Below are 25989 nucleotides of genomic sequence, written 5' to 3' on the forward strand. Positions count from 1 at the left end.
GAACCTCAGGCGTCCGGGCACGTCGCACCGAGCGGGCCGAGACAGAACGGTGCTACCGGCCGGCTCGGCCGCTTAGCTCTCCGGCGTGAGATGGAGATAGGCCTCGTCGAAATCTCCGATCTGCGTCAGGGACTCCCAGTCCACGATGGTGAGCCGCCGGTTGGAGAGGCTGATCAGCCCGTCCCGCTTCAGCGATTTCACGACCCGGTTGACATGGACGACGGATAGCCCTTGCGCATCGCCGATATGGGTCTGCGTCAGGTGAAAAGGCATCGTCATGTCCTCAACTAGACCGACGTTACGATAGCGCAAGAAGAGCTCACAGATCAGGTGTGCAACGCGGACGCGTGCGGATCTCCGGCCAATGCTGCACATCCACTCTCGGAATATCGAGCCGTCGATAAGCGTGTCGCGCCAGAGCAGCAGACCGAGCCGAGGGTACGCAGCGACTAGTTGAAGCAGTGTCGGATGCGGCACCAGCGCAACTTTCGCGCGCGTCAGCGTCAGTAAGCCGTGATCCATCTGGTGCAGCAACAAGCTCTGCAGATCGGGCATGTCTCCCGGGATATGGAAGGAATTGATTTGGCGGTCTCCGTCGCCGATGATCTTGAAGCGACAGCACATCCCGCTCAACAGGATGCAAGCCTGCGCCGGCCGGTCGCGCTCACGCACGATCTCATATCCCGGACGGTATTCGCAAAGGGTCAGCGGCAGCGCTTCCGTAGCCGCCACCTCGCCCTGCGTCACTGGGCCGAGCGAAATCAACTTGCGTAGCAAGGGCGCGAGAGGCTGCGCGTCATTATCCATGGGGGCCATCCTCAGCCCTGCCCCGTGCGTCCCGACCGAGCCGCCGATCGTGGGCTTACTCTGAACGGCTCACGACAACGCCACACCGGCCGTCTCATGGCCGTTCGCCGACTCGGCCGGCCGCGAGGTCTTCCGCTTGCGGGTGTGCTGATAGAGCACGACGCCCATCGCCCTTGCCCGCGGGATCGCCTTGGCGAGAGCAAGTTCGACACTCTTGGCATTGAGCACGCTGCCATATCTCTCGAAGGCCACGATAATCTCTTCTGGGTCGACCTCGCCGTAGTTGCGGTCATGCAGGACCATGTCGACCGCCTTGATCAGGTCGGCGGTGATCGGCGCGGCGCGGACGCGCACCAGCGTCTCGATGACGGTGCGGGCCTTGACCGCGGTCCGGCGCTTCACGAGCTGCATCAGCGCGGCGATCGCAATCAATTCGCCCGGGCGGAAGGGGCGGCCGGGCGAGGGGTTGCGTAGCACGCAGGCGCCGGCCCGCTCACAGATCTGCAGCGCCGTCAGCACATCCTCGTCGCCGGCCGCTGCGGCAGCGAAGAAGAGCTGGCTGTTGGTGATCTGCACCCGGTCCCTGTTGTGGCCGATGAAGGCGCCCGCGCGGTCGCATCGCTCACCCGCCTCGACCACCAGCACCTCGAGCTCCTCGATGCCGCCATGGGTGACGGCGGCAATTGCCGTATGCTGGCCGTCGATAACATGCCACTGGTCGTCCACGCGGGTCACCACTGGGACCTTGAAGCGCCGCCAGTCCCATTCTTCGACGAGCTTCCGGATGAGGCGAACCGACTTGGGGGACAGGTCGCGCTGGTAGGCCGAATCTATGCATAGGTCAGCGACCTTCAGCACCCTCGTCGAAGGGCGAGGCCCAACCTTCGCACGCTGCCATTCGACAGCGTTATCGATGGCCCGTATTGGCCGGATGTGGTGGGTCATCAATGCTGGCTCCAATGATGAATGTGCAGGCAATCATTGGGGAGCAACGTACCGACCGAAGGGCTCGTTACATTAACCTGTGATACCTCACGGGAGGTTGTGCAAGGTAGCCAACCAGCAGCCAAAGTGAACCGCGCTTCACACCCAGACAGTGCTAGCTCCAACCTGAGATTGAAGTGTCAGTTTTGTGAGGTGGCAGAGCTATCCCGCGTTCCCAAAGGATTGATCCTTTTGCTCGTCCATCAGCGCGAGGACAGCTACAAAACGAGACACGGTCATCGACCGCCGAAATGATAGCCTCAGCCTTTCTCGCAATAGAGTTGCATCAGAACGGGCTGATCCTCAGAATCGATGTCCTGTGCTATGACTTCGAGATCAAATCGTGTGCGAATACAATACCTGACGAGCGGCTGTTCGCCATCACGCTATGGTTCGGGGAGCACCACAAATCGAGAACGGAGTCCAGCTTTGAACGAGGGAAAACAGGGGGCAACGCCACTGCACCCCGCACATCCCGCGGCTTCAAACCAAACTCTTGTTTGAAGGCCCGGCTGAAGCTGGAGGTGAACCGCGCCAGGTTTCACGGAGGGCATTTCGCTTAAGTGTCTACTGGTGGACGGCTGCAGGTGTAGGTGACATCGGCGCTACGAGAATGTCACCTAATGGGCAATGCCCCAATGTCAGCAAGTGCGCATCGACATCGTCGCCGCGATCCTCTGGCTCTGGGGCTTCAAAGGCCATAGGCCGGACCGCTGGGACGTCGTCGGGGCGGCGGTCTGTTTGGTCGGCAGCGCCATATTCATGTTCGCGCCACGAGGGGCATAATGGGCTTGGACGCCATCAGGGCATGGGCCCGCGCCATAAAGCGGGACGTAGTCGCTCTATGGATAGCCGCGCGGGATGGCCGTACGCCGATGCTTGCCAAGTTCACAGCGGGGGCCGTCGCAGCATACGCGCTGTCGCCAATCGACCTTATCCCGGATTTCATCCCCGTGCTGGGATACCTCGACGATCTGCTGATCGTGCCGGTCGGCATCATGCTTGCCGTCAAGCTGATCCCCGCATCGCTTATGATCGAGTTCCGGGCGGCCGCCTCGGAAAGAACTGAGCGACCGGTCAGCCGGGGCGGATTGGCCTTCGTCGTGATCGTCTGGATCGCGGCCGCCGCGATGACGGTCAACTGGCTGATCGGCTGGGCGGCTAATAGCCGCTAGTCCGATCGACTGACTATGCGTCATCGCCCGCTTGCATTAAGTCGCGCGAGAGGGAGAACCAATGGAAAAGCCAGTCAAGAGCTTTATGGTCCAGATGGATATCGAGCGATCCGTAACGGTCGTCGTGGAAGCAGGGGACGAGGCCGAGGCACGCCGGAAGGCCAACGACCTCGATTTCAATTTCGAGGTGGCGGGTGAGATCAAGCGCTGGGTCGTGCACGATGTTGCCGAACTGCCGCAAAGGGCCGCGCCGTGATCCGGACCGTCGCGGTCGCCTGCGCGGTGCTGCTGGCGAGTGGCTCCGGAGCCGCGTATCTCGTCGCATCCCGGGTGCCGACCTTCAACGATGTCGTTCATCCCTGCGTGGAGGCCGAACGCGAACAAGCGCCCCTTCTACGGATGCAGACCTGCCTCTGCCTGGCTGAAGAGATTGCCACTCCATTCTGGACGACGCGGAACTTGGTCCTGCCGAACGCCTACGCGACCTCGTTCCGTGATGCGATGCTGAGGACCTGTCGAGCCAGCGCGATCGAGAAGCGAGGGAGCGATCGCGGCCCGACGCGTATGTCACCGATGCCGCGGCTGACCAACTGACGGCCAACCCGAATCCTATCCGGCTGATTGCCGCCTCGGAAGAACGATGCGGGCCGAACCGTCGTTGAAGGCCTGTACGGCAGTCTCCGCCAGGTCCGCTCCAGGATCGCGCTGCCAAACGCTCATGATGATGTGGCTAAGTCGCTCACGCTCGGCAGGCCTTGCGGATGCCTCGATCGGCGTCGGCTGGTTCACGGCGATCCAAGCGGCGTCGAAGGCATCGGCCAGCTTCTGGAGATCGGCGGGATCGGCGGTTATCGATCGGAATGGCATGCTCGCCCCCTACATGACTGCGACGCCATTTCGCACTCAGGGATGACGTCTTTATGCCAAATTGTCGCACCCATCGCAACCACCTGAACGGAAACGGGTGGGCGTTTAGCGGGGCTTCATGAGAACGTCCCTGTCAAAAGACCGGTACCGATTAAGGTAACCTCGTCGCCTGCGGCGGCTCAGCGCATTCCTCGCGCTTTGTCGCTGCCACGTGGCTGAACGACGCGTTAGCGATTTGCCTGCACTTGAGTGCAACCATTCCATTCCACTTAAGTTAGATCGAGTTGGACCCGTGAAAGCTCGCCATGACCAAGATGCTCGTTCTAGTCGTGGAGGATGAGCCCTTCATTCGCATGAGCACGGTCGCGATGATCGAAGACGCCGGCTACGGCGTTATCGAGGCCGCTGAAGCCGACGAGGCCATCAAGCTGCTCGAAACGCGCCTGGAAATTCGCGTGGTCTTCTCGGACATAGAAATGCCGGCGGGTTCAATGGACGGCCTAAAGCTGATGCATGCTGTTCGCAAACGCTGGCCGCCTGTCATCCTGATCCTGGCGTCAGGGCGCGTCTCGCCCAGTGTGGAGGAAATGCCCTCCGACACGGTCTTCCTGCCTAAGCCATATCGGGAAGAGGATATACTGGCCGTCCTCGCGAAGGCCGCCTAGTCCGAAAGCTTCGAAGCCTTAACCCGCAGCGTGACGATCAGGCCCCCCGGAGACCAGTTATAATCGATCGACCCGCCTAACTGGCCGGCAACACTGCGTTCGACCAGGCGGCTGCCGTATCCTGCCGGGCGCTCGCGAACCTTGACGGTGGGGCCGCCGCGTTCCGTCCAGATAATCCGGATGTCCTCGCCCTCGTTATTTCCAGAAATGTCGAGTTGCCCTGTATCGGACGACAACGCTCCGTACTTCAGGGAATTGGTCGCCAACTCGTGGAAAACCAAGGCAAGCGTCGTAGCCGTGGCCTCGCCCACCCCCATACGGGGGACGGCGACCCGAATGCGGCCGCTAAAGGCGCCGGTATCCTCATAAGGTGACAACAGGACCGCTACTAGGTCGCCGAGCAAGGCGGCAGTCCCTTGATGGCCTGGTAGCGGGCGAACCAGGTCGTGGGCCCGCCCCAGGGCGGCCAGCCTGGCGATCAACTCCACAGCCATCTCCTTGGCGGTCGTGGTCGACCGCGACGTCAGCTGCGTCAGCCCCATTGCGATGGCCAACAGGTTCTTGACGCGGTGGCTCATCTCGCCGGCAAGAAGCTCATGGCCCTCCTCGGCCTGCTTGCGGCCGGTCACGTCTAGGAAGATGCCGTAGGCCAGCCCCATGTGCACGGCGGTATCATCGCCGATGCCGCGCGCGGAGATCCAGCGGATCTCGCCGGCGACGACGATCCGGAAATCGATCTCGTAGGCACCGACGATGGCCCGCGTCGCGACGAAGGCCGACCGGACCCGCTCGCGGTCCGAAGGATGGATGTGGGCAGACAGATCCTCAAAGGTGACCGTCTCGCTTTGCGGCAGGTTCCACAGCGCGAAACCGTTCCCATCCATCGAAAAGTGATCGTTCGTAACGTTCCATGACCAAAGGGCCACGCCGGCCGCGCTGATCGCGAGACGGAGGCTATCGGCGCTCCACGACAGTGGATTGCTGTTGGTCACGGGAGATTTCCTGAGATGGGGAATGGAGCGAGGGTTCCTCACTATCGAATATAACCGGCGAGCCCAATGTCTTTCCCGTGATCGCTACGGCATCCACGCCGTGCTAGTCGCCGCCCGGCGCCTCAGACACCGGGCACCTCGCCTACGTCCACGGAGACCGGCGGATGCTGGTCGCCCAATACACGCAGCACGACGTGCGCGCCCGCCACGATGCCGTTTCCATCGCGGCGGCACCAGCAGGCCGTCTCAATAGGTCACGCCTAGGCCTCACCGCTTTTCGCCCGGTTGATTGCCCGATGCTCTCAGTGACCTTCAGTACGCCATCGTGGGTTTAATCGACGGCAGGACGACCGGCGGTCGAGGCTTTTGTTTCGAGGGCTTCTGGTGACCATTTTTCCAGCCGCCCATCAGCGCGAGCGTTGCGGTGTAGATGACGACTTGGTCCGAGTTGCGGATGCTGACGCCGAAGGTGCGGTGGTCGCCCTCGGGGATTTTGTCGCGGGCTATGTCCGGGAGGGTGTCCAGGCCGAACCAGCGGGCTGCTGCGTCGTCGGGCAGATCGCGACCGGTAGTGTCGATGCAGGGTGCAGAGCCGTCGTCGATATCAAAGAAAGAGTGGGGCATCGAAGCCCTCCGGGCGCGGGAACGGGCGCGCCGGACCAACACGCAGGTTCGTGGCGATGTTTCAAGCGGCGACCGTTCAGGATTTGAGCTAGCGTCAGCTCACTGACGTGCTAAAAGTTTAGTACACCGTCATTGCAACTTCGCTTTGACACCAGCAACAGCGGCAGCCTATTCAATTCGTTGTAAAATAATGCTTTTTCGCCTTGAATGGGGGTTCGAGTCCTCTCCTGGGCACCACTTTTCTTGAGGGGCTACCAACCTCAAGACCTTAGCGAAAATCGATAGATACGGGACGCCCGAGTGAGACGGTCGGGTGGTCCACTGGGTTTCGACCGGGTCGCGCTTTAACAAGCACGCGCCAGCCCGGTGTGGTCCCGCTCCGGTGGGCTGTCCGCAATCAGCTTCACACGCTCATCGAGACGACGGACATCCTGCCCTTGCGCCGCAGCAAGGACGTCGCAAAAGTTGGCTCCGCCGCCTAAGCGGATTTCACGGCAGAGATCGCCGTGCGGCGGGGCTTGCGATTGCCGAGGCGCAAGACGACCTCGCCTTTCGGCGATGCCGCGAGCTGCGCCAGGATGTCCGGCCTCGGACGGCGGCTCAGCCCCAGCCGCTCAGCCGAGCCACTTCTTCACCCGCTCGCCGATCGCATCGGTCGAGATGCCGTAGCGATCGTGGAGGGTTGGCAGGGCGCCGGCGGCGAGGAACTCGTCGGGCAGTCCGATCATGCGGAAGGCACAATGGACGCCCTCGCGCATGAGCAGGCCCGCCACCGCCTCGCCCAGGCCACCGATCACCGTGTGGTTTTCGGCGACCACGACCAGGCGGCCGGGCTTGGAACAGGCCTCAAGGATGGTCGCGGTATCGAGCGGCTTGATGGTCGGGACGTGCAGGACGGCGGCGCCGATCCGATCCTTCGCGAGGGCTTGAGCCGCCTCGAGCGCGCGCATCGTCATGATGCCCGAGGAGATGAACAGCACCTCGCCGCCATCGCGCAGGAGCTTGGCCTTGCCGATCTCGAAGGTGTAGCCGTACTCGTCGAGCACCAGCGGCACCTGCCCGCGCAGAAGCCGCATATAGACCGGCCCCGCATGGCTCGCGATCGCCGGCACGGCCTGCTCGATCTCATGGGCGTCGCAGGGATCGATCACGGTCATGTTCGGCATGGCGCGCATGAGCGCGAGATCTTCCGCGGCCTGGTGCGAAGGGCCGTAGCCCGAGGTCAGCCCCGGCAGCGCGCAGACGATCTTAACATTGCGGTCTTCCTCCGCGATCGTCTGGTGAATGAAGTCGTAGGCCCGCCGGGATGCAAACACGGCATAGGTGGTCGCGAAGGGCAGGAAGCCCTCGGCGGCGAGACCCGAGGCCGCCCCGAAGAGCAGCTGTTCGGCCATGCCCATCTGGTAATGCCGCTCGGGAAACGCCTTCGCGAAGATGTGCAGGTCGGTGTATTTGCCGAGATCGGCGGTCATGCCGAGCACCCGCTCGTCCTTCTCAGCCAGCGCGACGAGAGCATGGCCGAAGGGGGCGGGCTTGGTGCGCTGTCCCTCGCTGGCGATCGACGCGATCATCGCGGAGGTGGTCAGCCGGGGCTTCCCGGCGGGAGTCGGGGCGCTGGGTTTCATGACGGCTTCCTCTCGTCGAGAGCCGCGAGCGCGAGCTGCCACTCATGAGCCTCGACCCGGATGAAGTGGTTCTTCTCGCGCGCTTCGAGAAAGGGCACGCCCTTCCCCATCAGCGTGTCGGCGACGATCATGCTGGGGCGACCGCGCTCGGCCTTCGCGGCATCGAAGGCGCGCCGGACGGCGTCGAGGTCGTTCCCGTCGACCCGCTGGGCAAACCAGCCGAAGGCGGCGAGCTTCTCTGCGAGGGGCTCGAAGGCCATGACGCTCGTCGATGGCCCGTCCGCCTGCTGGTTGTTGACGTCGACGACCGCGATCAGGTTGTCGAGCTTGTGATGGGCGGCGGACAGGATCGCCTCCCAGACCGAGCCCTCGTCGAGCTCGCCATCCGAAAACAGGGTGTAGACCGTCGCGTCCGATTGCTTGCGCTTGAGCCCGAGCGCCCGACCGACGGCAATAGACAGACCGAGTCCGAGCGAGCCGCCGGACATCTCCATGCCCGGCGTATAGGCGGCCATCCCCGACATGGGCAGCCGGCTCTCGTCGGAGCCATAGGTTTCGAGCTCCTGCTCGGGGATGAAGCCGGCTTCGATCAGCGCCGCGTAGAGGGCGATCGCGTAGTGGCCGTTCGAGAGCAGGAAGCGGTCGCGCCCTTCCCAGTCCGGATCGTCGGGCCGGTACTTCATGGCGTGGAAATAGGCGACGGCGAGGACGTCGGCGATGTCGAGCGCCTGCGCAATGTAGCCCTGGCCCTGCACCTCGCCCATCAGGATGGCGTGGCGGCGGATGTTCCAGGCCCGGCGTTCGAGCGAGACGTTATGGCCGATCGGAGCGCTGTCCATGGTCGGTGTCCTCCTTAGCCGTGGATCAGCATGCCGCCATTGACGTCGATGACGGCGCCGGTGACGTAGGCGGAGAGGTCCGAGGCGAGGAACAGGTAGATGCCAGCGACGTCGGCGGCCTTGCCCAGCCTGCCGAGCGGAATGCCCTTGATGATGTCGGCCCGCATCTCGGGGGTCAGCTTGCCCCCGGTGATATCCGTCTCGATCAGGCCGGGCGTCACGCAATTGACGCGGATGCCATCCGGCCCGAATTCGCGCGCCATCGCCTTGGCGAGGCCCAGCACACCCGCCTTGGCCGAAGAGTAGTGCGGCCCGCCGAAGATCCCGCCACCGCGCTGGGCGGAGACCGACGACATGCAGGCGATCGAGCCCTGCCGCCGGGCCTGCATATGCGGGATGAAGACCTGGCTGAGGAAGAGCACGCCCTTGCAGTTGATGTCCTGGATGCGGTCCCAGCTCGCCTCGTCGATATCAAGCGTCTTCACCGGCTGCGTCACGCCGGCGTTGTTGATGAGGATGTCGATCTGCCCGAAGGCGTCGATGACCCGGTCGGCAGCCATCTGGCAGGAGGCCTTGTCGGCGACGTCGCAGCGCAGGCCGAGATGCTGCGGGCCCAGCGCCGACGCGGCCTCGCGCGCGGCCTCCTCGTCGATGTCGAGAATGGCGACGCGCGCACCCTGCGCGGCGAAGAGCCTGGCGGTGGCCAGCCCGATGCCACGCACGCTTGCGGCGCCCGAAATGGCCGCTGTCTTACCCTGCAGAAGCATGTCCGTCCCTGACGCTTTTTGATTGGCGGTGAGACTGACTTGTTTTTCCCGGGCCAATAAGCGCAAAAATTGCGTGATGAAGTGAATCTGGTTCACTCATCGACCGTGATACCCGAGCAGACAGGATACTTTGATGAGCCGCTTGCCGCTGTCTTCGCTGCAGGCCTTCGAGGCGGCGGCCAGGACGGGATCGTTTCGCGCCGCCGGCGAGGAGCTCGGCATCTCGCCGAGCGCGATCAGCCATGCGGTCCGCAAGCTCGAGGAATTGATGGGCACGACCCTGTTCGACCGGCAGAGCCGCACGGTCCGCCTGAACGGGGCGGGCGAGGCGCTGCTCGCGCATGTCGCGGCGGGCTTCGACCAGCTGCGGCAGGGCGTCGAAACCATCGGCGCCCGATCCGGCAATCTCCTGCGGCTGCATTGCGCGCCCTCGATGGCCGCCCAATGGCTGCTGCCAAGGCTGCGCCATCTCTTCATCGCGCAGCCCGGCCTGGAAGTTCGCCTGGCGGCCGGCATCGACTATCCGCGCTTCGAGCATGACGCGTTCGATGCCGACATCTGCTACGGCCCACCCCGCCAGGAAGGGCTGATCGTCGTGCCGCTTGGCGAGGAGACCGTGACCCCGCTCTGCGCGCCCGAACTCGCCGCGCGGATCACGTCGCCGGAGGATCTGACCGGCGCCAGACTGATCGAGAGCGACAACAAGCGCGTGCGCTGGACGAACTGGTTCGGCGCCAACGGGATCATCCCCCCCGCGCCCTGCGGCTCGCGCTTCGACCGATCCTTCATGGCGATCGCGGCCGCCGTCGACGGGCTCGGCGTCGCGCTCGAATCGACGCGTCTCGCCGAGCGCGAACTCGCGGATGGCCGCCTCGTCGCGCCGCTGGCCGGGCGCGCACGCGACGTGCGCTATACCGGCCACTACCTGGTGTTTCCGCGGGTCGCCAAATCCCGTCGCGCGGTGCGCCTCTTCACCCAGTGGCTGACCACGGAACTGGGCCTGCCGCCCCACGCCTTCTGATCGCGTTCGGGACGGCAGGCTATGGCCGAGGACGCTGTGGTAAGCTGTCCCGCATGCTGTTCAGGACTCGACTTCTTATCGCTTTCGCCGCCATGGGCCTGCTGGCCCTGGCACAGGGTGGGTTCAATGCGTGGATTTCGCAGACGGCCGAACGGCAGGTGCTGCGCGGGCGGGTCGCGGGCGATCTGCAGTCCGGATTTCTGGATCTCTCGGCGACCAAACAGCGCCTGAGGGCGTGGTCTCTTCGCGTGCTGATCGGCGCCGACCACGAAGCGGGCGATGGCGAGATGCTGCGGGTGCGGATGGCCGAGACCATCGGCCGCCTCCAGCAGCTCAGCCGCGAGGCGGAGAGGCTGGACGGCTCGGCCGGCGGCGCGTCGCAGGACGACGAGCGCCGCGACGAGGCGCTGAAGCTTCTCGCCGCCAGCGTGGTCGCGCTCCAGCCCGCCATCGCCACGATCAGCGCGCAGGGCAATTCGGGCAACATCCTCGCCGCCTGGGCCGCGATCGAGGCCATCTTCGACCAGGGGGCCGGGCGCGACCTGCGCCAGGTGCTCAACGAGAGCATCCGCACCGAGACCGACCTGCTCGCCAGCCGGCGGGCGGATGCGGACCGGGCCCTGGTCAGGCTCAACCAGCTGTCGCTGGCGACGACGGTGCTTCTTGGCCTCGCGGCGCTGGGCCTCGCCGTCTATTTCGCCCGCGCCCTGCGCAGGCCGCTCCACGACCTCGTGCGCGGGGCCGAGGCCTTCGCGAGGGCGGAGCTCGACCACCGCATCCCCGTGCGCGGTCGCGACGAATTCGCGGGAGCCGCCACCAGCATCAACCGGATGGCGCAGGAGCTGAGCCTGCGCCGCGACCAGGAAGCGCGGATCCGCGGCGAACTCGAGGGGCTCGTGGCCGAACGGACGGCGGCGCTCGAGGAGGCGCTCGACGGGCTGCGCCAGTCCGAGCGACGGCGCCGGCAACTGCTCGGCGAGATCAGCCACGAATTGCGCACGCCGATGGCGGCGATCCGCGGGGAAGCGGAGGTGACGCTGAGGGGCGCGCGCAGCGAAGCGGAGTATCGCGCCGCCCTGACCCGCGTCGGCCAGGCGTCGCAACAGCTCGCGGCGCTGATCGACGACCTGATCATGATGGCCCGCAGCGACGGCGAGACGCTTCCGCTCGACCGGCAGCCCGTCGATGCAAGGCTGCCGGTCGAAGAGGCGCTCGTCACCGTCACCTCGGCGGCGCAACAGCGGCAAATCCGGCTCGAAACCGAGGTGGACACGCCGGCGACGCTGTTTTGCGATCCCGTCCGGCTGCAGCAGATCATCACCCTGCTTCTCGACAATGCGGTCCGCTACTCGCATCCGGGAGGCAGGGTGCGGGTGGCGAGCCAGGCCGACAGCGGCGGCGCCGGGGCAGGCCAATGGCGCCTCGACATCGTCGATGACGGCATCGGGATCGCGGCCGACGATCTCGACAGGGTTTTCGAGCGAACCTACCGTGCCGGCAATGCCCGCAGCCATCGGCCCAACGGGATGGGCCTCGGCCTCGCCATCGCACGGCATCTCACTGAGCGCCAGGAGGGCACGATCGTTCTGGACAGCCGCCTCGGCGAAGGCACAACGGTGACGCTCCGCTTCCCGATCATCGGCGAGGGGCAGGCTTTTCCCCGGGAGCAATCTGCGTGAACGTCCTGATCGTCGAAGACGACCCGCGCGTGTCGGATTTCCTGGAGCGGGGGCTGCGGGGCGAAGGCTATCGCGTCCATGTCGCCCGCGACGGCCCCTCGGGGATCGAGCAGGCGCGCGAACTCGCGGCGAGCTGGCGCGAGCTCGAGCAGAGCGGCGTGATCCTGCTCGATCTGATGCTGCCCTTCATCAACGGCATCGAGGTCTGCCAGACCTTGCGGGCCGGCGGCATCGCGACGCCGATCCTGATGCTGACCGCGCTGGGTGCCGTCAGTGACCGGATTTCCGGCCTGCGCATGGGCGCCGACGACTACATGGTCAAGCCCTTCGCCTTCGACGAATTGCTGGCCCGGATCGAGGCGCTGATGCGCCGCTCGCGGGACATCAGGCCCGTGGCGGACCGCAGCCTCGTGGTCAGATGCCTCGAACTCGACCGGGCGACGATGCGGGTGTTCCGCGACGGCGAGGAGATCTCGCTCACCGCGCGGGAACTGGCCCTGCTCGAGCTGTTCATGTCCGCGCCCGGCCGCGTGCTGAGCCGCGAACGGATTCTCGCCAATGTCTGGGGAGTGGACGAGGACCCCCTCACCAATGTCGTCGACGTCTATGTCCGCCGGCTCCGCAGCAAGCTCGACCGCGCCGCGGAGACCTCGCTGATCAGCACGCTGCGGGGATTGGGCTATCGGCTCGAAAGCTGACGGCCCATCCCCGCGGCGGCAATGGCTCAGTTGCCCGTATAGGGCAGCGAGGAATGGTGCTGGACGATCCGCACCACGCCCCTGTCGTCCTTGCGAAAGGTCCAGGACTTGTCGACCGTCGTCACCTTTCCGTCCTTGTCGGTGAACATCACGTTGCCGAGCGTGGTCGCCGTCTGGCCGTGAAGCTGGATCGCGACGTTGCGGATCTCGACCTTGCGCCAGCCCTTCAGGGCAAAGCCAGTGTCCTCGGGGAATTTGGGATTGCCGCCGACGAAATAGGACAGCGCGGCCTCGCGGGTGGTGCGGAAGGTGTGGGGCTGCTTGGTCAACGTCGGTTTGAACAGCACCGGGCCGAGCTGGTAGCCATAGGCGCCATCGAGCGCCGCCTCGGCCTTGGCCTTCGCGGCCGCGACGCCGCCCGTCTCGTGATCGCGGCCGATCGCGACGACCGCATCGCCCCAGGCCTTCTGGGCTCCCAGCACCTCCTGCTCGCTGATCACGCCGTTCTGCAGATCGAAGGCGCCGGCCTGGCCGGATAGAATGGACAGGGCAAGCGCGCCGAACAGGACCGAACGCTTCGTCGAATGCATGGACATCATCATCTCCCAGGGGCCGGATTGGCCACTGAAGCCGAGATGGCGAGCCAATCTGAGCGACGCCTGTTGGCAGCATGAACGCGAGATGACAGCCGCGTGAATTCTCGCCGTCGCCCTCACCGAAGGCGCGCCGTCGAGGCGCATGCCGATGGTCAACCGGCTGGCCAGCGACGCGTCGGGTCAGCCGCGGCCGCGGATCAGACGGTCTCCGGCCTGCGGAACGGGCGGGGGGCGCTGCGCGTTCTGGTCGAGCCCATTTCCTCCGGTCGCCTCCCGCGATCCCGGGCGACCGCCTCACCGTCGGCGGCCGCCCGGTGCGCGAAGCCCGACCGACCCGCCCGACGACGAACCGCCAGCGTCCCGATTCCGGAGCTTTCGATTCCGATGACCGCGCAGACCGAACACAACCGCATCGATGCGGAGATCGAGAAGATCGGCAAATCGTCCGACCCCTTCGCGTCCGCCGTCCGCGCCACGCGGATGCCGATGCTGATCACCGATCCCAACCAGCCGGACAACCCCATCGTCTTCGCCAACGACGCCTTCCTGCGGCTGACGGGCTATACGCGGGAGGAGGTCATTGGCCGCAACTGCCGTTTCCTTCAGGGCCCGGAGACGGCACCCGACGATATCGCGCGGCTGCGCGAGGCAATCGGCCGGCGGGCCCAGATCGAGATGGAGCTCATCAATCACCGGAAGGACGGCTCGCGCTTCCACAACCGCGTGCTGATCTCCCCCGTCTTCGACGAGGACGGCCACCTCTCCTATTTCTTCGCCTCGCAGTTCGACGTCACGCTGGAGCGCGACCGGATGGTGCGGCTGCAGCAGGACCACGACAAGCTCGAAAAGGAGGTCGAGCGGCGCACGCGCGATCTCAGGCTCTCGGAGGAGCGCCTGCGCTTCACCATTCGCGCCGCGCGGCTCGGCTCCTGGACCCTCGACCTCAACGATATGCGGCTGACCTGCTCCGACATCTGCAAGGCGAATTTCGGCCGCCGTGCCGATGAGCCCTTCGACCATGACGATCTGTTGGCGGCGCTTCTCCCCGAGGACCGGCCGAAGATGGAGCATGCGGTGCAGGAGGCGATCGCGCGCCACGAGGACTACGAGCTCGAATACCGGATCGTGACCCCGGCCGGCGACACGCGCTGGATCATGGCCCGCGGCCGCCCGCATTACGCGGCCGACGACCGGCCGATCAGCATGTCGGGCGTGACGCTGGACGTGACCGAGAGCCGCCGCAACGAGGAGCAGCGGCTGCTGCTGACGGCAGAGCTGAAGCACCGGGTGAAGAACTCGATGGCGACGATCCAGTCGATCGCGACCCAGACGCTGCGCCATGCCGAATCGCTGAAGGAGGCGACGGAGGTTCTGACGGCGCGGATGCAGTCGCTCGCCTCGGCCCATGACCTGCTGACGCGGGAGGAGTGGCAGAGCGCGACGATCGCCGAGATCGTCGCCAGCGCGACCGAATCCTTCGATATCCCGGGGTCGCGGCGCTTCCGCATCGGCGGCCCCTATCTCAGCCTGCCGCCGCGGGCGGCGATGGCGATGGTGCTGGCGCTGCACGAGCTGGCGACCAATGCGGTGAAATACGGTGCTCTCTCGGTGCCGGAGGGCCATGTCTTCATCGACTGGCAGATCGTCCGGCATGGGTCGCGGCCGATGATCGAGTTCCGCTGGCAGGAGGCGGGCGGCCCACCCGTGAGCGGCCGGCCGAGCCGGCGCGGCTTCGGCACCCGCCTGATCGAGAAGGTTCTCGCCGCCGAGCTCGGCGGCACCGGCGACCTTCAATACAGGGCGTCGGGTGTGGTCTTCACGCTCGTGGCGCCGCTGCCGGACCAGGACAAGATCAGCGGCACGCCCGATGACGAGGAGCTCTTCCGGCGCAATATCAGCGTCTCGCTGGACTGAGACCGGCAAGCGCGGATATGGCGAGGTCGCCCCGGCTCGCGAGGGCTCAGCGCCACATGCCGCGCATCTGGGCGCGCAGGTCGATACGCGGACCCTCGCGCGGCACCCGAGCCGCCTCCGGCTGGGCGATCGGCCAGGCGGTGCGCTCGAACCGGTCGAGCAGCGCATTGGGGATGAAGCGCGTGCGCGCCGCATAGACATGCCGGTCGCCGGTCGCGGACTGGCCGTGGGTGAAGAAGCGCTGCGGCACCATCAGGTGCAGGTCGTCCTTCGCGCGGGTCATCGCGACATAGAGCAGCCGGCGCTCCTCCTCGATCTCTTCAGTCGTGCCGACGCCGAGATCGGATGGAATGCAGCCGTCGACGACATTCATGACGAAGACCGACTTCCACTCCTGCCCCTTGGCGGAATGGATCGTCGAGAGGATGAGATAGTCCTCGTCGAGCAGCGGTACGCCAGCCTGGTCGCTGGTGGCGTCGGGCGGGTCCAGCGTCAATTCGGTCAGGAAGCGCTCCCGCGAGGGATAGCCGCCCGCGATCTGCTCGAGCTGGACGAGATCGGCCTGTCGTGTCGCGGCGTCCTCGTGGATGCGTTCGAGATGCGGCTGGTACCAGAGGCGCGCCCGCTCGATCTCGCCGGGCCAGCCGGCCCGGCCGCGGGCAAGCTCATCCAGGACGTCGAGAAAGGCGGGCCAGTCCTCGCCGGCTCGCGGAGGGGCCGGCGCCTGGGCCAGGGCCTGCAGGGGATCGGGCGCCGCTGCGACGAGATCCAGCACGCGACGAGCGGAGGTCGGTCCGACGCCGGGCACAAGCTGCATCAGCCGGAAACCGGCGACCTTGTCGCGCGGGTTCTCGACGAAGCGCAGCAGCGCCAGAGTGTCCTTCACATGCGCGGCATCGAGGAATTTGAGCCCGCCGAATTTGACGAAGGGGATGTTGCGGCGGGTCAGCTCGATCTCCAGCGGCCCGCTGTGATGCGAGGCGCGAAACAGCACCGCCTGCTGCTTCAGCGTTTCGCCGGCCTCGCGGTTCTCCAGCACGCGCGTGGCGATGAAACTCGCCTGGTCGGTCTCGTCGCGAACATGGACGAGCTGGGGCGCAGCGCCCGTCGCGCGATCCGTCCAGAGGTTCTTGGTGAAGCGCTCCTCGGCAAGGTCGATCACGGCATTGGCGGCCGCGAGAATCCCTTGCGTCGAGCGGTAGTTCTGGTCGAGCGTGACGATCTCCGCCGGCGGCGAGAACGCGGCGGGAAAGTCGAGAATGTTGCGCACCGTCGCGGCCCGGAACGCGTAGATCGACTGCGCGTCGTCGCCCACGACGGTGAGGCCCCGACCATCCGGCTTCAGCGCCAGCAGGATCGAGGACTGGAGGCGGTTGGTGTCCTGATACTCGTCGACCATGACATGGTCGAAGCGCTCGCCGACCTCGGCTGCGAGACCGGGATCGGCCATGGCCTGGGCCCAGTAGAGCAGCAGATCGTCGTAATCGAGCACGTTCTGCTGCTGCTTGGCCTCGACATAAGCACCGAACAGCTCGCGCAGTTCGGCGCTCCAGGCGGCGCACCAGGGAAAGGAACGGGTGAGCACTGTCTCGATCGGCGCCTGCGCGTTGACGCAACGCGAATAGATCGAGAGGCAGGTGCCTTTGGCCGGAAAGCGGGCCTGCGTCTTCGAGAAGCCGAGCTCGTGCCTGACGAGATTCATCAGGTCGGCGGCGTCCTCCCGATCATGGATCGTGAAGGCGGGGTCGAGACCGATCTGGTCGGCATGGTCGCGCAGAATGCGCGCGCCGAGCCCGTGGAAAGTACCGGCCCAGCTCAGCGCGTCGGTGACGGCGCTGGCGCCCTCCCCCATCACCTTGCGGGCGATGCGCCCGACGCGCCGTGTCATCTCGGCGGCGGCGCGGCGCGAAAAGGTCATCAGCAGGATGCGCCGCGGATCGGCCCCGCTGACGATGAGATAGGCGACGCGATGGGCCAGCGTATTGGTCTTGCCCGAGCCTGCGCCCGCGATCACCAGCAGCGGCGGCGCCGGGGCAGCCCCGCCGCCATGGGTCACGGCTTTGCGCTGCGCCGGATTCAGCGTGTCGAGATAGGCGGTGGCCGGAGCCGGCGAATCGATGGCGAGCATGGACCGGACTCGATCAGTTTCCGGTTTTGTTCGCAATCACATGCGAGGGCTTCGCCCTCTGCCGCTCGCGGAAGCGACAGCCGGGCGAAAGGCCCGGCTGTCTCCCAGACGCCCGCTAGCCGACAGTGCCGCCGCCATTGGCCCCGTAGATGCCGCCGGTGGTGAAGCTGGCGTCGCTGGCGGCCAGCTGGACATAGATCGAGGCCAGTTCGGCCGGCTGGCCAGGCCGGCCGAGCGCGCTCTTGCCGCCGAATGTCTGCAGCTTCTCCTGCGTCGCGCCACCGCTGACCTGAAGCGGTGTCCAGACCGGGCCGGGCGCAACGGCGTTCACCCGGATCCCCTTCGGCCCCAGCTGCTTGGCGAGCGACTTCACATAGTTCGTCGTCGCGGCCTTGGTCTGGGCGTAGTCGTAGAGCTCGGCGGAGGGGTTGGTCGCCTGTTCCGAGGAGGTGCCGATGATGGACGATCCCGGCTTAAGATGCGGCAGCGCCGCCTTGATGATCCAGAACGGCGCATAGATGTTGGTCTTCATCGTCGCGTCGAATTCCTCATGCGTGATGTCGAGCACCGAGGCCTGGGTCTGCTGACGCGCGGCGTTGTTGACGAGGATGTCGAGCCCGCCCAAGGCCGCGACCGCATCCTCGACCAGCCTGGCGCAGAAGGCTGCGTCGCGCAGGTCGCCCGGCAGCGCGACGGCCTTGCGCCCCTCCGCCTTGATCAGGTCGACGACCTCGCGCGCATCGGGCTCCTCGTCGGGATGGTAGTTGATCGCGACATCGGCGCCCTCGCGGGCATAGGCGATCGCCGCCGCCCGGCCCATGCCCGAGTCACCGCCGGTGATCAGGGCCTTGCGGCCGGCGAGCCGGCCCGAGCCCTTGTAGCTCTTCTCGCCATGGTCGGGCCGCGGGTTCATCTTGCCGGCGAGGCCCGGCCAGGGCTGGGACTGCTTTTCGAAGGGGGGCTTGGGGTATTTCGTCGTCGGGTCCGTCATCGGCTGGGCCGTGGAGGTCGCCGCCGTCTGTGCGGAGGCGCTGCTGCCGGCCGCCGCGACGGCGATGCCGGTTCCCGCCGCGCCGACCAGGTTGCGCCGGCTGATGATGGTCTTGTCGTCGCTCATGATGGGTCCTCTCGGATGCTGGAGCATTAAGAGGCCAACGTCGGCGGCAGGGGGCCGTTCCGCAGATCCGGGCTTTCCGCCCGATCAGAGCTTCGAGAGGTCCGGGAAAGGACGCACCGGATCGCGGCCGTCCCAGCCCTCGGAAGCCTCGCGGATCAACCGGAACATCTCGCCCTTCGGGCCCGCGACCTCGGAGAGCTCGATCACCGTGCCCGGGTGGTAATGCGTGTCGAAATAGACGAAGCGACCGCGCTCTCCGACCTCGCCCGACATCACCGGCACGAGGCCCTGCGCCGTGAGGCGGGCGAGGTCGGCGTCGTAGTCTTCCGTCCAGTAGGCGACGTGCTGGAGGCCTGAATGGCCGGCATCGGTGAAGTCCTTGTACATGGACGGCACGGCGTTGCGGCACTGGATCAGTTCGATCTGGAGCGGCCCGGAATTGGCGAGCGCGACCGAGTTGTGAAGCTCGTAGGCCTCGCCCCTGTAGAGATAGTTCCGGATCGGGACCTTCGGATTGTAGAAGAAGGGGCCGATGCCGAGCACGCGGCTCCAATAGTCCATCGCCGCCTCGATATCGGGCACGACATAGCCGGCCTGGCGGATCTGGCCGAAGAAGCGGCTCATGCGGGCATCCTTGTGGTGGTCTGGCGGCGAGGGGCGGTTGCGACGCGGCCTGTCGGGAGACACCGGCGGGCATGGCACCCGCCGGTCGGTGGTGATCGGAGCGACGCAGGTCAGGCGAGCTTGCCGACGGCGTCCTCGAGCAGGCTCCAGGCCTCGGTGCCGAAGCGCTCCTGCCACTCCTTGTAGAAGCCGGCCGCGCGCAGCTTGGCACGGAAGCTGTCCGGGTCGGTCTTGTTGAAGGCGAGCCCCTTCGACTGGAGATCGGCCTGGACCGTCTCGTTCAGAGCCTTGATGTCGCCGCGCTGCTTGACGCCCGCATCATTGATGGCGTCGCCGACGATCTTCTGGAGATCCGCCGGCAGGCCGCGCCAGGCGCGACCATTGGCGATGAACCAGAAGCCGTCCCAGATGTGGTTGGAGATCGCGCAGCTCTTCTGCACCTCGAAGAGCTTCGCCACCTGGATGATCGGCAGCGGGTTCTCCTGCGCATCCACGACCCGGGTCTGCAGCGCGGTGTAGACTTCGCTGAACTGCAGACTGGCCGGCGCGGCGTCGAGCGCCTTGAACATCGAAATCGAGAGCGGGCTCACCGGCACGCGGATCTTCAGGCCGGTCATGTCCTTCGCCTGCTCGATCGCCTTGCCCGACGTGGTCATCTGCCGGAAGCCGTTGTCCCACATCTTCTCGAAGGCGAAGAGGTTCACCTTCGAGATCGCCTCGCGGACATGGGCGCCGAGCTTGCCGTCCATCGCCTTCCAGACCTGGTCGTAATCGGCGAAGGCGAAGCCCACCGCGTTGATCGCCGCCACCGGCACCAGCGTCGCGATGACGAGCGCCGAGGGGGTGAAGAAGGTGATGCCGCCATTGCGGACCTGGCTCAGCATGTCGGTGTCGCCGCCGAGCTGGTTGTTCGGGAAGATCTTGATCTCGACCCGGCCGTTGCTTTCCCGCGCGACGCGCTCCGCCGCCTCCTGGGCGCGGATGTTGAGCGGGTGGCTCAGCGGCAGGTTGTTGCCGTATTTCAGCTCGAACTCGGCGGCCCGCGCGATGTGCGGGAAGCCGATCAACGGCATGGCGGCGGGTGCGGCGGCAAGCGTGCGCAGAACCGCGCGGCGGGTGACGATGGCCATCTCTTCCTCCCTTGGATCGCTGCGCGATCGCTCGTTCTGGTGTTCTTCCCCCGACGATAGGAAGCGGGCATGATGGGCGTCAAACTCAGTTTCTGATGGTTTTTGATGGATTCCCGGCGATGACTCTGGAGGTGGATGACAAGCCCAGGCGCAGCCGCTCGGCCCGGATCGACGACGTCGCGGCGCGTGCCGGCGTCTCCACCGCCACGGTCGACCGCGTGCTGAACGGGCGTCCGGGCGTGCGGGCGCTGACGGTCCAGCGCGTGCTCCGAGCCGCGGGGGAGATCGGCTATCTGATCGACGAGGCCCAGCCGGCAAGCGCGCTGAGGCCGCTGCGGCTCGCCTTCCTCCTGCCGGCGGGGGACAATCGTTTCCTGGGAATGCTGGGGCGGCTGATCGGCGGCTCGCAGGCGCAACTCGCCTCGTTCAACATGCGGGCCCGGGTCGAGCATATCGAGAGCTTCCGGCCGGAGTTGCTGGCGCAGCATCTCAAGGCGGTCGGCCGCGAGGTCGACGGCATCGCCTTCATGGCGCTCGAACATCCGACGGTGCGCGAGGCGGTCGACAGGCTGGCGGAGCGCGGCATCCCGACCGTGACGCTGATCTCGGACATCGCGAATACGAGGCGCGTCGCCTATGTCGGGCTCGACAATCGCTCGGCCGGGCGCACGGCCGGATATCTGATCGGGCGTTTCATCGGCAACCGCCCGGCCAAAGTCGCCATGATCGCCGGCAGCCTGAGCTACCGCGCCCATGAGGAGCGCGAGATGGGCTTCCTGCATCTCTTCCAGGACCTGTTCCCGGCGATCCAGGTCGTGGGGCTGCGCGAGGGCCATGACGAGGAGGCGCGCAACTACCGCCAGACCAAGACGCTGCTGGCGCAGCATCCCGACCTTGCCGGGATCTACAATATCGGCGGCGGTCCGGAGGGGATCGCGCGGGCGCTGAAGGAAGCCGGCCGCCAGCAGGAGGTCGTCTTCGTCGGTCACGGCCTGACGCCGGCGACGCGCGACCTGCTGATCGAGGGCGCGATGGATGCCGTGCTGACGCAGAACCCGCAGGCGGCGCTGATGGACTGCGTCTCGATCTTTGCCAATCTGCGCGCCGGCCTGCCCGCAACGCAGGGGGTCGAGCGGCCGCGCACCGAGATCGTGCTGCGCGAGAACCTTCCCTGAGCGCGGCCTGCGATTGGGACATCGCGTCGCAGCATGGGCCGAGATGGCCGCGCCAGCCGTAGACGACGCGCGACGGGAACGAGGTGCGCGATGGCGACGGTGAAGGATGTGGCGACGCGGGAGGCAGGGCTTGGACTGCTGGACGCCTTTCGACCGCTCATGGGCCGCAGCTATGCCGAACGGCGCAATACCGACCGCGGCCCGGGGCGGCACGGCTTCGTCTCGCGCCTGTCGCCCTATCTCCGCCGCCGGCTGGTGACCGAACCTGAGGCGGTCCGCGCCGCGCTGGCCGATCACGGCCCCGAGGCGGCGGATGCCTTCATCAGCGAGGTCTTCTGGCGCGGCTATTTCAAGGGATGGCTGGAGCGGCGTCCCCAGATCTGGGCGTCCTATGTCCAGGGGCTGCAACGGGATCTCGCAGCCCTCGCCTCCGATCCCGCGCTGGCGGGGCGCATCGCGGCGGCGGAGGAAGGTCGCACGGGGCTCGCCTGCTTCGACGCCTGGGCGCAGGAGCTCACGACGACCGGCTATCTCCACAACCACGCGCGCATGTGGTTCGCCTCGATCTGGATCTTCACGCTCAGGCTGCCCTGGCGTCTGGGGGCCGATTTCTTCCTGCGGCATCTGCTCGATGGCGATCCGGCCTCCAACACGCTGAGCTGGCGCTGGGTCGGCGGACTGCACACGCGCGGCAAGTTCTACCAGGCACAGGCCTGGAACATCGCCCGCTTCACCGAGGGGCGCTTCACGCCCGCGGACACTGAACTGGCCGAAGTCGTCGCCGGAATCGAGGACGAGGAGCCGGAGGGGCTGCCGGCGCCGCAGCCGCTGCGCAGCGTGGCGCCGCCGCAGGCCGGCCGGCCGACGGCCCTGCTGATCACCGAAGAGGATTGCCGGCTGGACGAACACGACCTCGCCGGCTTCGATATCCGCGCTGCGGCGACGCTCGCCGCCAGCCCGCTGCGCTCGCCGCGCCCGGTGGCGGAGGCCGTCGCGCGCTTCGAAGCCGAGGCGCTCGCCGATGCCGCATCGAGGACAGGGTTCGAAGCCGTGGCCCTGCAGGCCGCGACACCCGAGACGCTCGTCGATTGGGCCGCCGCCGCCGGCGTCACGCAGATCGCGACGGGCTATGTGACGCGGGGCCCCCTGCATGACTGGCTGGCCCAGGCGGCGCCGCTGCTGGAGGCGCGGGGCATCACGCTCTGCGAATGGCGGCGGGAGTGGGATGCTGCGATCTGGCCCCATGCCACAGCCGGGTTCTTCAAGGTCAAGCAGCAGATCCCGGCCATCCTCGGCCGCGTCGGAGGCGACTGACCGCGACAACCGCGGCCTCAGCCGCCGGGCGGCCGGAAGGCAGCTCCGGCATCATGCATGGCGGCGCGACCGGCCTCGCCCACCATGGCCGCGATCTCTGCCAGCTGGCGTGCGAGCGGGCTGGTCTTGCGCCAGACCATGCCGATGGTGCGCGTCGGGCGCGGGGCCTCCAGCCTGGCCACGGACACGGCGGCGCTGCGGATCTCGACCGCCACAGCCATTTCAGGGATCAGCGTCACGCCGATGCCCGCCCCCACCATCTGGACCAGAGTCGAGAGCGAACTGCCCTCCATCAGGGTCCGCGGGGCGCGCGCGCCGATGTTGCAGACCTCGAGCGCCTGGTCGCGGAAGCAGTGCCCCTCCTCCAGCAGCAGCAGGCGCATCTCGCGCAGCATCGTCGTGCTCGGCACGGGCCGTCCTGCGTCGTCGCGCGAGCGCACCAGCACGAACTCCTCCTCGAACAGGGCCGTCTCGACGAGGGACGGCTCGGAGGCCGGCAGGGCGACGATCGCGGCATCGAGCCGCCCGCCCACCAGATCCTCCAGCAAGAGCCGCGTCAGCGCTTCACGGGGATTGAGTTCGATCTCGGGATAGCGGGCGACGAGGCCCTTGATCAGCCTCGGCAGCAGATAGGGCGCGACCGTGGGGATGATGCCCAGGCGCAGCCGCCCGGCCAGGGGGCCGCGCGAGGCGCGGGCGAGATCGGCGAGTTCGTCGATCGCCCGCAGGATGTCACGTCCCCGCAGGGCGAATTCCTCGCCCAGCGCGGTCAGCCGGATCTGCTTGGCGCTGCGCTCGACGAGGGTGACGCCCAGACTGTCCTCGAGATCCTTGATCTGCAGCGAGAGGGCCGGCTGCGAAATGGCGCAATGTTCGGCGGCGCGGCCGAAATGGCCCTGGCGGGCGAGCGCATCGAAATAGCGCAGATGGCGGATGGAGAGTGACGCCATAGGTTTTTCTCATCATGCCAATTACAAATTCAAAATTAATTTTATCACGTTCGCATGCTAGGTCCCACCCCAGCTGACCGGTCCGCGACGGCTCGCGGATGACGGTACCGAGTGGGGAGATTTGCAATGGACGGATTGAACACGGCGCCGAAGGGCAAATGCCCGGTGATGCACGGCGCGAATACGCGGGCGGACGGCATGGCCATGAACTGGTGGCCGAACGCGCTCAACCTCGACATCCTCCACCAGCACGACAGCAAGACCAATCCGCTGAAGGGCTTCAGCTATCGCGAGGCGCTGAAGACGCTCGACGTCGCCGCGCTGAAGCGCGACCTGCATGCGCTGATGACCGACAGCCAGGAGTGGTGGCCGGCGGATTGGGGCCATTATGGCGGCCTGTTCATCCGCATGGCCTGGCACGCGGCCGGCTCCTACCGCCTGGCGGACGGGCGCGGCGGCGGCGGCACCGGCAACCAGCGCTTCGCGCCGCTCAACTCGTGGCCGGACAACGCCAATCTCGACAAGGCCCGCCGCCTGCTCTGGCCGATCAAGAAGAAGTACGGCAACCAGGTCAGCTGGGCCGACCTGCTGATCCTCGCCGGCAACATCGCCTATGAGTCGATGGGGCTGAAGACCTTCGGCTTCGGCTTCGGTCGCGAGGACATCTGGCACCCGGAAAAGGACATCTACTGGGGCGCGGAGAAGGAGTGGCTGGCGCCCTCCGACGGCCGCTACGAAGACATCATGGACGCCTCCACCATGGAGAACCCGCTCGCCGCGGTTCAGATGGGGCTGATCTATGTGAACCCCGAGGGCGTCAACGGCGTGCCCGATCCGCTGCGCACGGCGGCGCATGTGCGCGAGACCTTCGCCCGCATGGCGATGGACGACGAGGAAACCGCGGCGCTGACCGCCGGCGGCCACACCGTCGGCAAGACCCATGGCAATGGCGACGCCGCGAAGCTCGGCCCCGTGCCTGAGGGCGCCGACCTCGCCGAGCAGGGCCTGGGCTGGATGAACCACGAGACCCGCTCTGTCGGCCGCAACACGGTGACCTCGGGTATCGAGGGCGCCTGGACCACGCATCCGACGCAGTGGGACAACGGCTATTTCGACCTGCTCTTCGGCTATGAGTGGGAGCTCAAGAAGTCGCCCGCCGGCGCCTTCCAGTGGATGCCGATCAAACTCCGCGAGGAGGACATGCCGGTCGATGTCGAGGATCCCTCGATCCGCGTCATGCCGATCATGACGGACGCCGACATGGCGATGAAGATGGACCCGGCCTACCGCGCCATCTGCGAGCGCTTCCACCGCGACCACGCCTATTTCTCGGAGACCTTCGCACGGGCCTGGTTCAAGCTGACCCATCGCGACATGGGGCCGAAGGTCCGCTACTACGGGCCCGACGTCCCGGCCGAGGACCTGATCTGGCAGGATCCGGTTCCCGCCGGCCGGCGCGACTACGACGTCGCGGCGGTGAAGGCGAAGATCGCGGCCTGCGGCCTCTCCGCGACCGACATGATCGCGACCGCCTGGGACAGCGCCCGCACCTATCGCGGCTCCGACATGCGCGGCGGCACCGACGGCGCCCGCATCCGCCTCGCCCCGCAGCGCGACTGGGAGGGCAACGAGCCGGCGCGGCTGGCGCGCGTGCTGAGCGTGCTGGAAGGCATCGCCTCTGAGACCGGGGCGAGCGTCGCCGACGTGATCGTGCTGGCGGGCAGCCATGCGGTCGAGCAGGCTGCCAAGGCGGCCGGCTTCGACGTGGCGGTGCCCTTCGCGGCCGGTCGCGGCGATGCCACCGCCGAGCAGACCGACGCGGATTCCTTCAAGGCGCTGGAGCCGCTTGCCGACGGCTTCCGCAACTGGCTGAAGAAGGACTACACCGTCAGCCCCGAGGAAATGCTGCTCGACCGGGCCCAGCTGCTCGGCCTGACGGCTCAGGAGATGACGGTCCTCGTCGGCGGTCTGCGCGCGCTCGGCGTCAACCATGGCGGAACGAAGCACGGCCTCTTCAGCGACCGCGTCGGCGCGCTGACGACCGACTTCTTCGTCGGGCTGACGGACATGGCCTATCGCTGGGAGCCGGTCGGCAAGAACCTCTATCACCTCGTCGACCGCAAGAGCGGCGCGGTGAAGTGGACGGCGACGCGCGTCGACCTCGTCTTTGGCTCGAACTCGATCCTGCGCGCCTATGCCGAGGTCTATGCCCAGGATGACGGCCAGGAGAAGTTCGTGAAGGACTTCGTGGCCGCCTGGGCCAAGGTAATGAACGCCGGCCGCTTCGACCTGAACTGA

The 25989-nt window shown here is 66.7% G+C and carries 25 protein-coding genes; 12 read left to right on the forward strand and 13 right to left on the reverse strand.

Going from position 1 to position 25989, the window contains the following annotated elements; genetic code table 11:
* Positions 1 to 72 precede the first annotated feature (72 nt).
* Both ABIE41_RS01080 and ABIE41_RS01085 read right to left on the reverse strand, forming a co-directional pair.
* Positions 73 to 807, reverse strand: coding sequence for a Crp/Fnr family transcriptional regulator (locus tag ABIE41_RS01080; RefSeq protein WP_192643006.1), 735 nt, complete (start codon positions 805 to 807; stop codon positions 73 to 75).
* A gap of 69 nt (positions 808 to 876) precedes the next feature.
* Positions 877 to 1542, reverse strand: coding sequence for a hypothetical protein (locus ABIE41_RS01085; protein ID WP_354191554.1), 666 nt, complete (start codon positions 1540 to 1542; stop codon positions 877 to 879).
* A gap of 879 nt (positions 1543 to 2421) precedes the next feature.
* Between ABIE41_RS01085 and ABIE41_RS01090 the strand changes: the two genes are divergently transcribed.
* From ABIE41_RS01090 to ABIE41_RS01110, 5 genes are all read left to right on the forward strand, one after another.
* Positions 2422 to 2577, forward strand: a complete 156-nt coding sequence (locus ABIE41_RS01090; RefSeq protein ID WP_192643008.1) for a YnfA family protein — start codon at positions 2422 to 2424, stop codon at positions 2575 to 2577.
* Positions 2574 to 2966 (forward strand): YkvA family protein, encoded by a 393-nt coding sequence (locus tag ABIE41_RS01095; protein WP_465247105.1) that lies wholly within the window; start codon positions 2574 to 2576, stop codon positions 2964 to 2966. The genes ABIE41_RS01090 and ABIE41_RS01095 overlap by 4 nt, the downstream gene beginning before the upstream one ends.
* 61 nt (positions 2967 to 3027) lie before the next feature.
* Positions 3028 to 3222, forward strand: coding sequence for a hypothetical protein (locus tag ABIE41_RS01100; protein ID WP_192643010.1), 195 nt, complete (start codon positions 3028 to 3030; stop codon positions 3220 to 3222).
* Positions 3219 to 3560: a hypothetical protein gene (locus ABIE41_RS01105; RefSeq protein ID WP_192643011.1), complete on the forward strand. Its 342-nt coding sequence runs from the start codon at positions 3219 to 3221 to the stop codon at positions 3558 to 3560. Before ABIE41_RS01100 ends, ABIE41_RS01105 begins: the two co-directional genes overlap by 4 nt.
* 578 nt (positions 3561 to 4138) lie before the next feature.
* Entirely contained in the window at positions 4139 to 4498 is a 360-nt protein-coding gene (locus ABIE41_RS01110; protein WP_192643012.1) for a response regulator, read from the forward strand.
* Here ABIE41_RS01110 and ABIE41_RS01115 read toward each other — a convergent pair.
* The 5 genes from ABIE41_RS01115 to ABIE41_RS01135 all read right to left on the reverse strand — a co-directional run bounded on the left by ABIE41_RS01115 (position 4495) and on the right by ABIE41_RS01135 (position 9345).
* Positions 4495 to 5490, reverse strand: a complete 996-nt coding sequence (locus ABIE41_RS01115; RefSeq protein ID WP_354191557.1) for a sensor histidine kinase — start codon at positions 5488 to 5490, stop codon at positions 4495 to 4497. The genes ABIE41_RS01110 and ABIE41_RS01115 overlap by 4 nt on opposite strands.
* A 312-nt stretch (positions 5491 to 5802) precedes the next feature.
* Complete coding sequence (locus tag ABIE41_RS01120; protein ID WP_192643013.1) at positions 5803 to 6114, reverse strand: DUF6894 family protein; 312 nt, start codon at positions 6112 to 6114, stop codon at positions 5803 to 5805.
* Positions 6115 to 6728: 614 nt separating this feature from the next.
* Positions 6729 to 7739 (reverse strand): transketolase family protein, encoded by a 1011-nt coding sequence (locus ABIE41_RS01125; protein ID WP_192643014.1) that lies wholly within the window; start codon positions 7737 to 7739, stop codon positions 6729 to 6731.
* Positions 7736 to 8578 (reverse strand): transketolase, encoded by an 843-nt coding sequence (locus tag ABIE41_RS01130; RefSeq protein WP_192643015.1) that lies wholly within the window; start codon positions 8576 to 8578, stop codon positions 7736 to 7738. The genes ABIE41_RS01125 and ABIE41_RS01130 overlap by 4 nt, the downstream gene beginning before the upstream one ends.
* A gap of 14 nt (positions 8579 to 8592) precedes the next feature.
* Entirely contained in the window at positions 8593 to 9345 is a 753-nt protein-coding gene (locus tag ABIE41_RS01135) for an SDR family NAD(P)-dependent oxidoreductase (protein ID WP_192643016.1), read from the reverse strand.
* Between the two features lie 130 nt (positions 9346 to 9475).
* Between ABIE41_RS01135 and ABIE41_RS01140 the strand changes: the two genes are divergently transcribed.
* Genes ABIE41_RS01140 through ABIE41_RS01150 form a run of 3 tightly spaced genes read left to right on the forward strand, consistent with a single transcriptional unit; the run spans position 9476 to position 12743 of the window.
* A complete protein-coding gene (locus ABIE41_RS01140; RefSeq protein ID WP_192643017.1) occupies positions 9476 to 10366 on the forward strand; it encodes a LysR substrate-binding domain-containing protein in 891 nt (296 codons plus the stop codon).
* A 53-nt stretch (positions 10367 to 10419) separates the two neighbouring features.
* Complete coding sequence (locus tag ABIE41_RS01145; RefSeq protein ID WP_210320948.1) at positions 10420 to 12045, forward strand: sensor histidine kinase; 1626 nt, start codon at positions 10420 to 10422, stop codon at positions 12043 to 12045.
* A complete protein-coding gene (locus tag ABIE41_RS01150) occupies positions 12042 to 12743 on the forward strand; it encodes a response regulator transcription factor (protein WP_192643018.1) in 702 nt (233 codons plus the stop codon). Before ABIE41_RS01145 ends, ABIE41_RS01150 begins: the two co-directional genes overlap by 4 nt.
* Before the next feature lie 26 nt (positions 12744 to 12769).
* Here the strand turns inward: ABIE41_RS01150 and ABIE41_RS01155 are convergent, their stop codons facing one another.
* Positions 12770 to 13333, reverse strand: coding sequence for a hypothetical protein (locus ABIE41_RS01155; RefSeq protein ID WP_354191562.1), 564 nt, complete (start codon positions 13331 to 13333; stop codon positions 12770 to 12772).
* 390 nt (positions 13334 to 13723) lie between these two features.
* Between ABIE41_RS01155 and ABIE41_RS01160 the strand changes: the two genes are divergently transcribed.
* Positions 13724 to 15253 (forward strand): PAS domain-containing protein, encoded by a 1530-nt coding sequence (locus tag ABIE41_RS01160; protein ID WP_192643020.1) that lies wholly within the window; start codon positions 13724 to 13726, stop codon positions 15251 to 15253.
* 46 nt (positions 15254 to 15299) lie between these two features.
* On the opposite strand, the gene ABIE41_RS01165 is transcribed toward ABIE41_RS01160, so the two are convergent.
* The 4 genes from ABIE41_RS01165 to ABIE41_RS01180 form a co-directional block, all read right to left on the reverse strand.
* Positions 15300 to 17381: an ATP-dependent helicase gene (locus tag ABIE41_RS01165; RefSeq protein ID WP_192643021.1), complete on the reverse strand. Its 2082-nt coding sequence runs from the start codon at positions 17379 to 17381 to the stop codon at positions 15300 to 15302.
* Between the two features lie 115 nt (positions 17382 to 17496).
* Entirely contained in the window at positions 17497 to 18372 is an 876-nt protein-coding gene (locus ABIE41_RS01170; RefSeq protein ID WP_465247106.1) for an SDR family oxidoreductase, read from the reverse strand.
* Between the two features lie 210 nt (positions 18373 to 18582).
* The gene (locus tag ABIE41_RS01175; protein ID WP_192643023.1) at positions 18583 to 19122 is read right to left on the reverse strand and encodes a VOC family protein; all 540 of its coding nucleotides are present in this window, start codon (positions 19120 to 19122) and stop codon (positions 18583 to 18585) included.
* Between the two features lie 110 nt (positions 19123 to 19232).
* Positions 19233 to 20252 (reverse strand): TRAP transporter substrate-binding protein, encoded by a 1020-nt coding sequence (locus ABIE41_RS01180; RefSeq protein ID WP_192643024.1) that lies wholly within the window; start codon positions 20250 to 20252, stop codon positions 19233 to 19235.
* A gap of 119 nt (positions 20253 to 20371) precedes the next feature.
* Between ABIE41_RS01180 and ABIE41_RS01185 the strand changes: the two genes are divergently transcribed.
* A complete protein-coding gene (locus tag ABIE41_RS01185; RefSeq protein WP_192643025.1) occupies positions 20372 to 21427 on the forward strand; it encodes a LacI family DNA-binding transcriptional regulator in 1056 nt (351 codons plus the stop codon).
* A 90-nt stretch (positions 21428 to 21517) separates the two neighbouring features.
* On the forward strand, positions 21518 to 22741 hold the full coding sequence (locus tag ABIE41_RS01190; protein WP_192643026.1) for an FAD-binding domain-containing protein: 1224 nt from the start codon (positions 21518 to 21520) through the stop codon (positions 22739 to 22741).
* Positions 22742 to 22758: 17 nt separating this feature from the next.
* Here ABIE41_RS01190 and ABIE41_RS01195 read toward each other — a convergent pair whose 3' ends face one another.
* Positions 22759 to 23691, reverse strand: coding sequence for a hydrogen peroxide-inducible genes activator (locus ABIE41_RS01195; RefSeq protein ID WP_192643027.1), 933 nt, complete (start codon positions 23689 to 23691; stop codon positions 22759 to 22761).
* 126 nt (positions 23692 to 23817) lie between these two features.
* Between ABIE41_RS01195 and katG the strand changes: the two genes are divergently transcribed.
* A complete protein-coding gene (gene katG / locus ABIE41_RS01200; protein WP_192643028.1) occupies positions 23818 to 25989 on the forward strand; it encodes a catalase/peroxidase HPI in 2172 nt (723 codons plus the stop codon).

It is taken from the genome of Bosea sp. OAE506 (genome assembly GCF_040546595.1).
Taxonomy (GTDB): Bacteria; Pseudomonadota; Alphaproteobacteria; order Rhizobiales; family Beijerinckiaceae; genus Allobosea.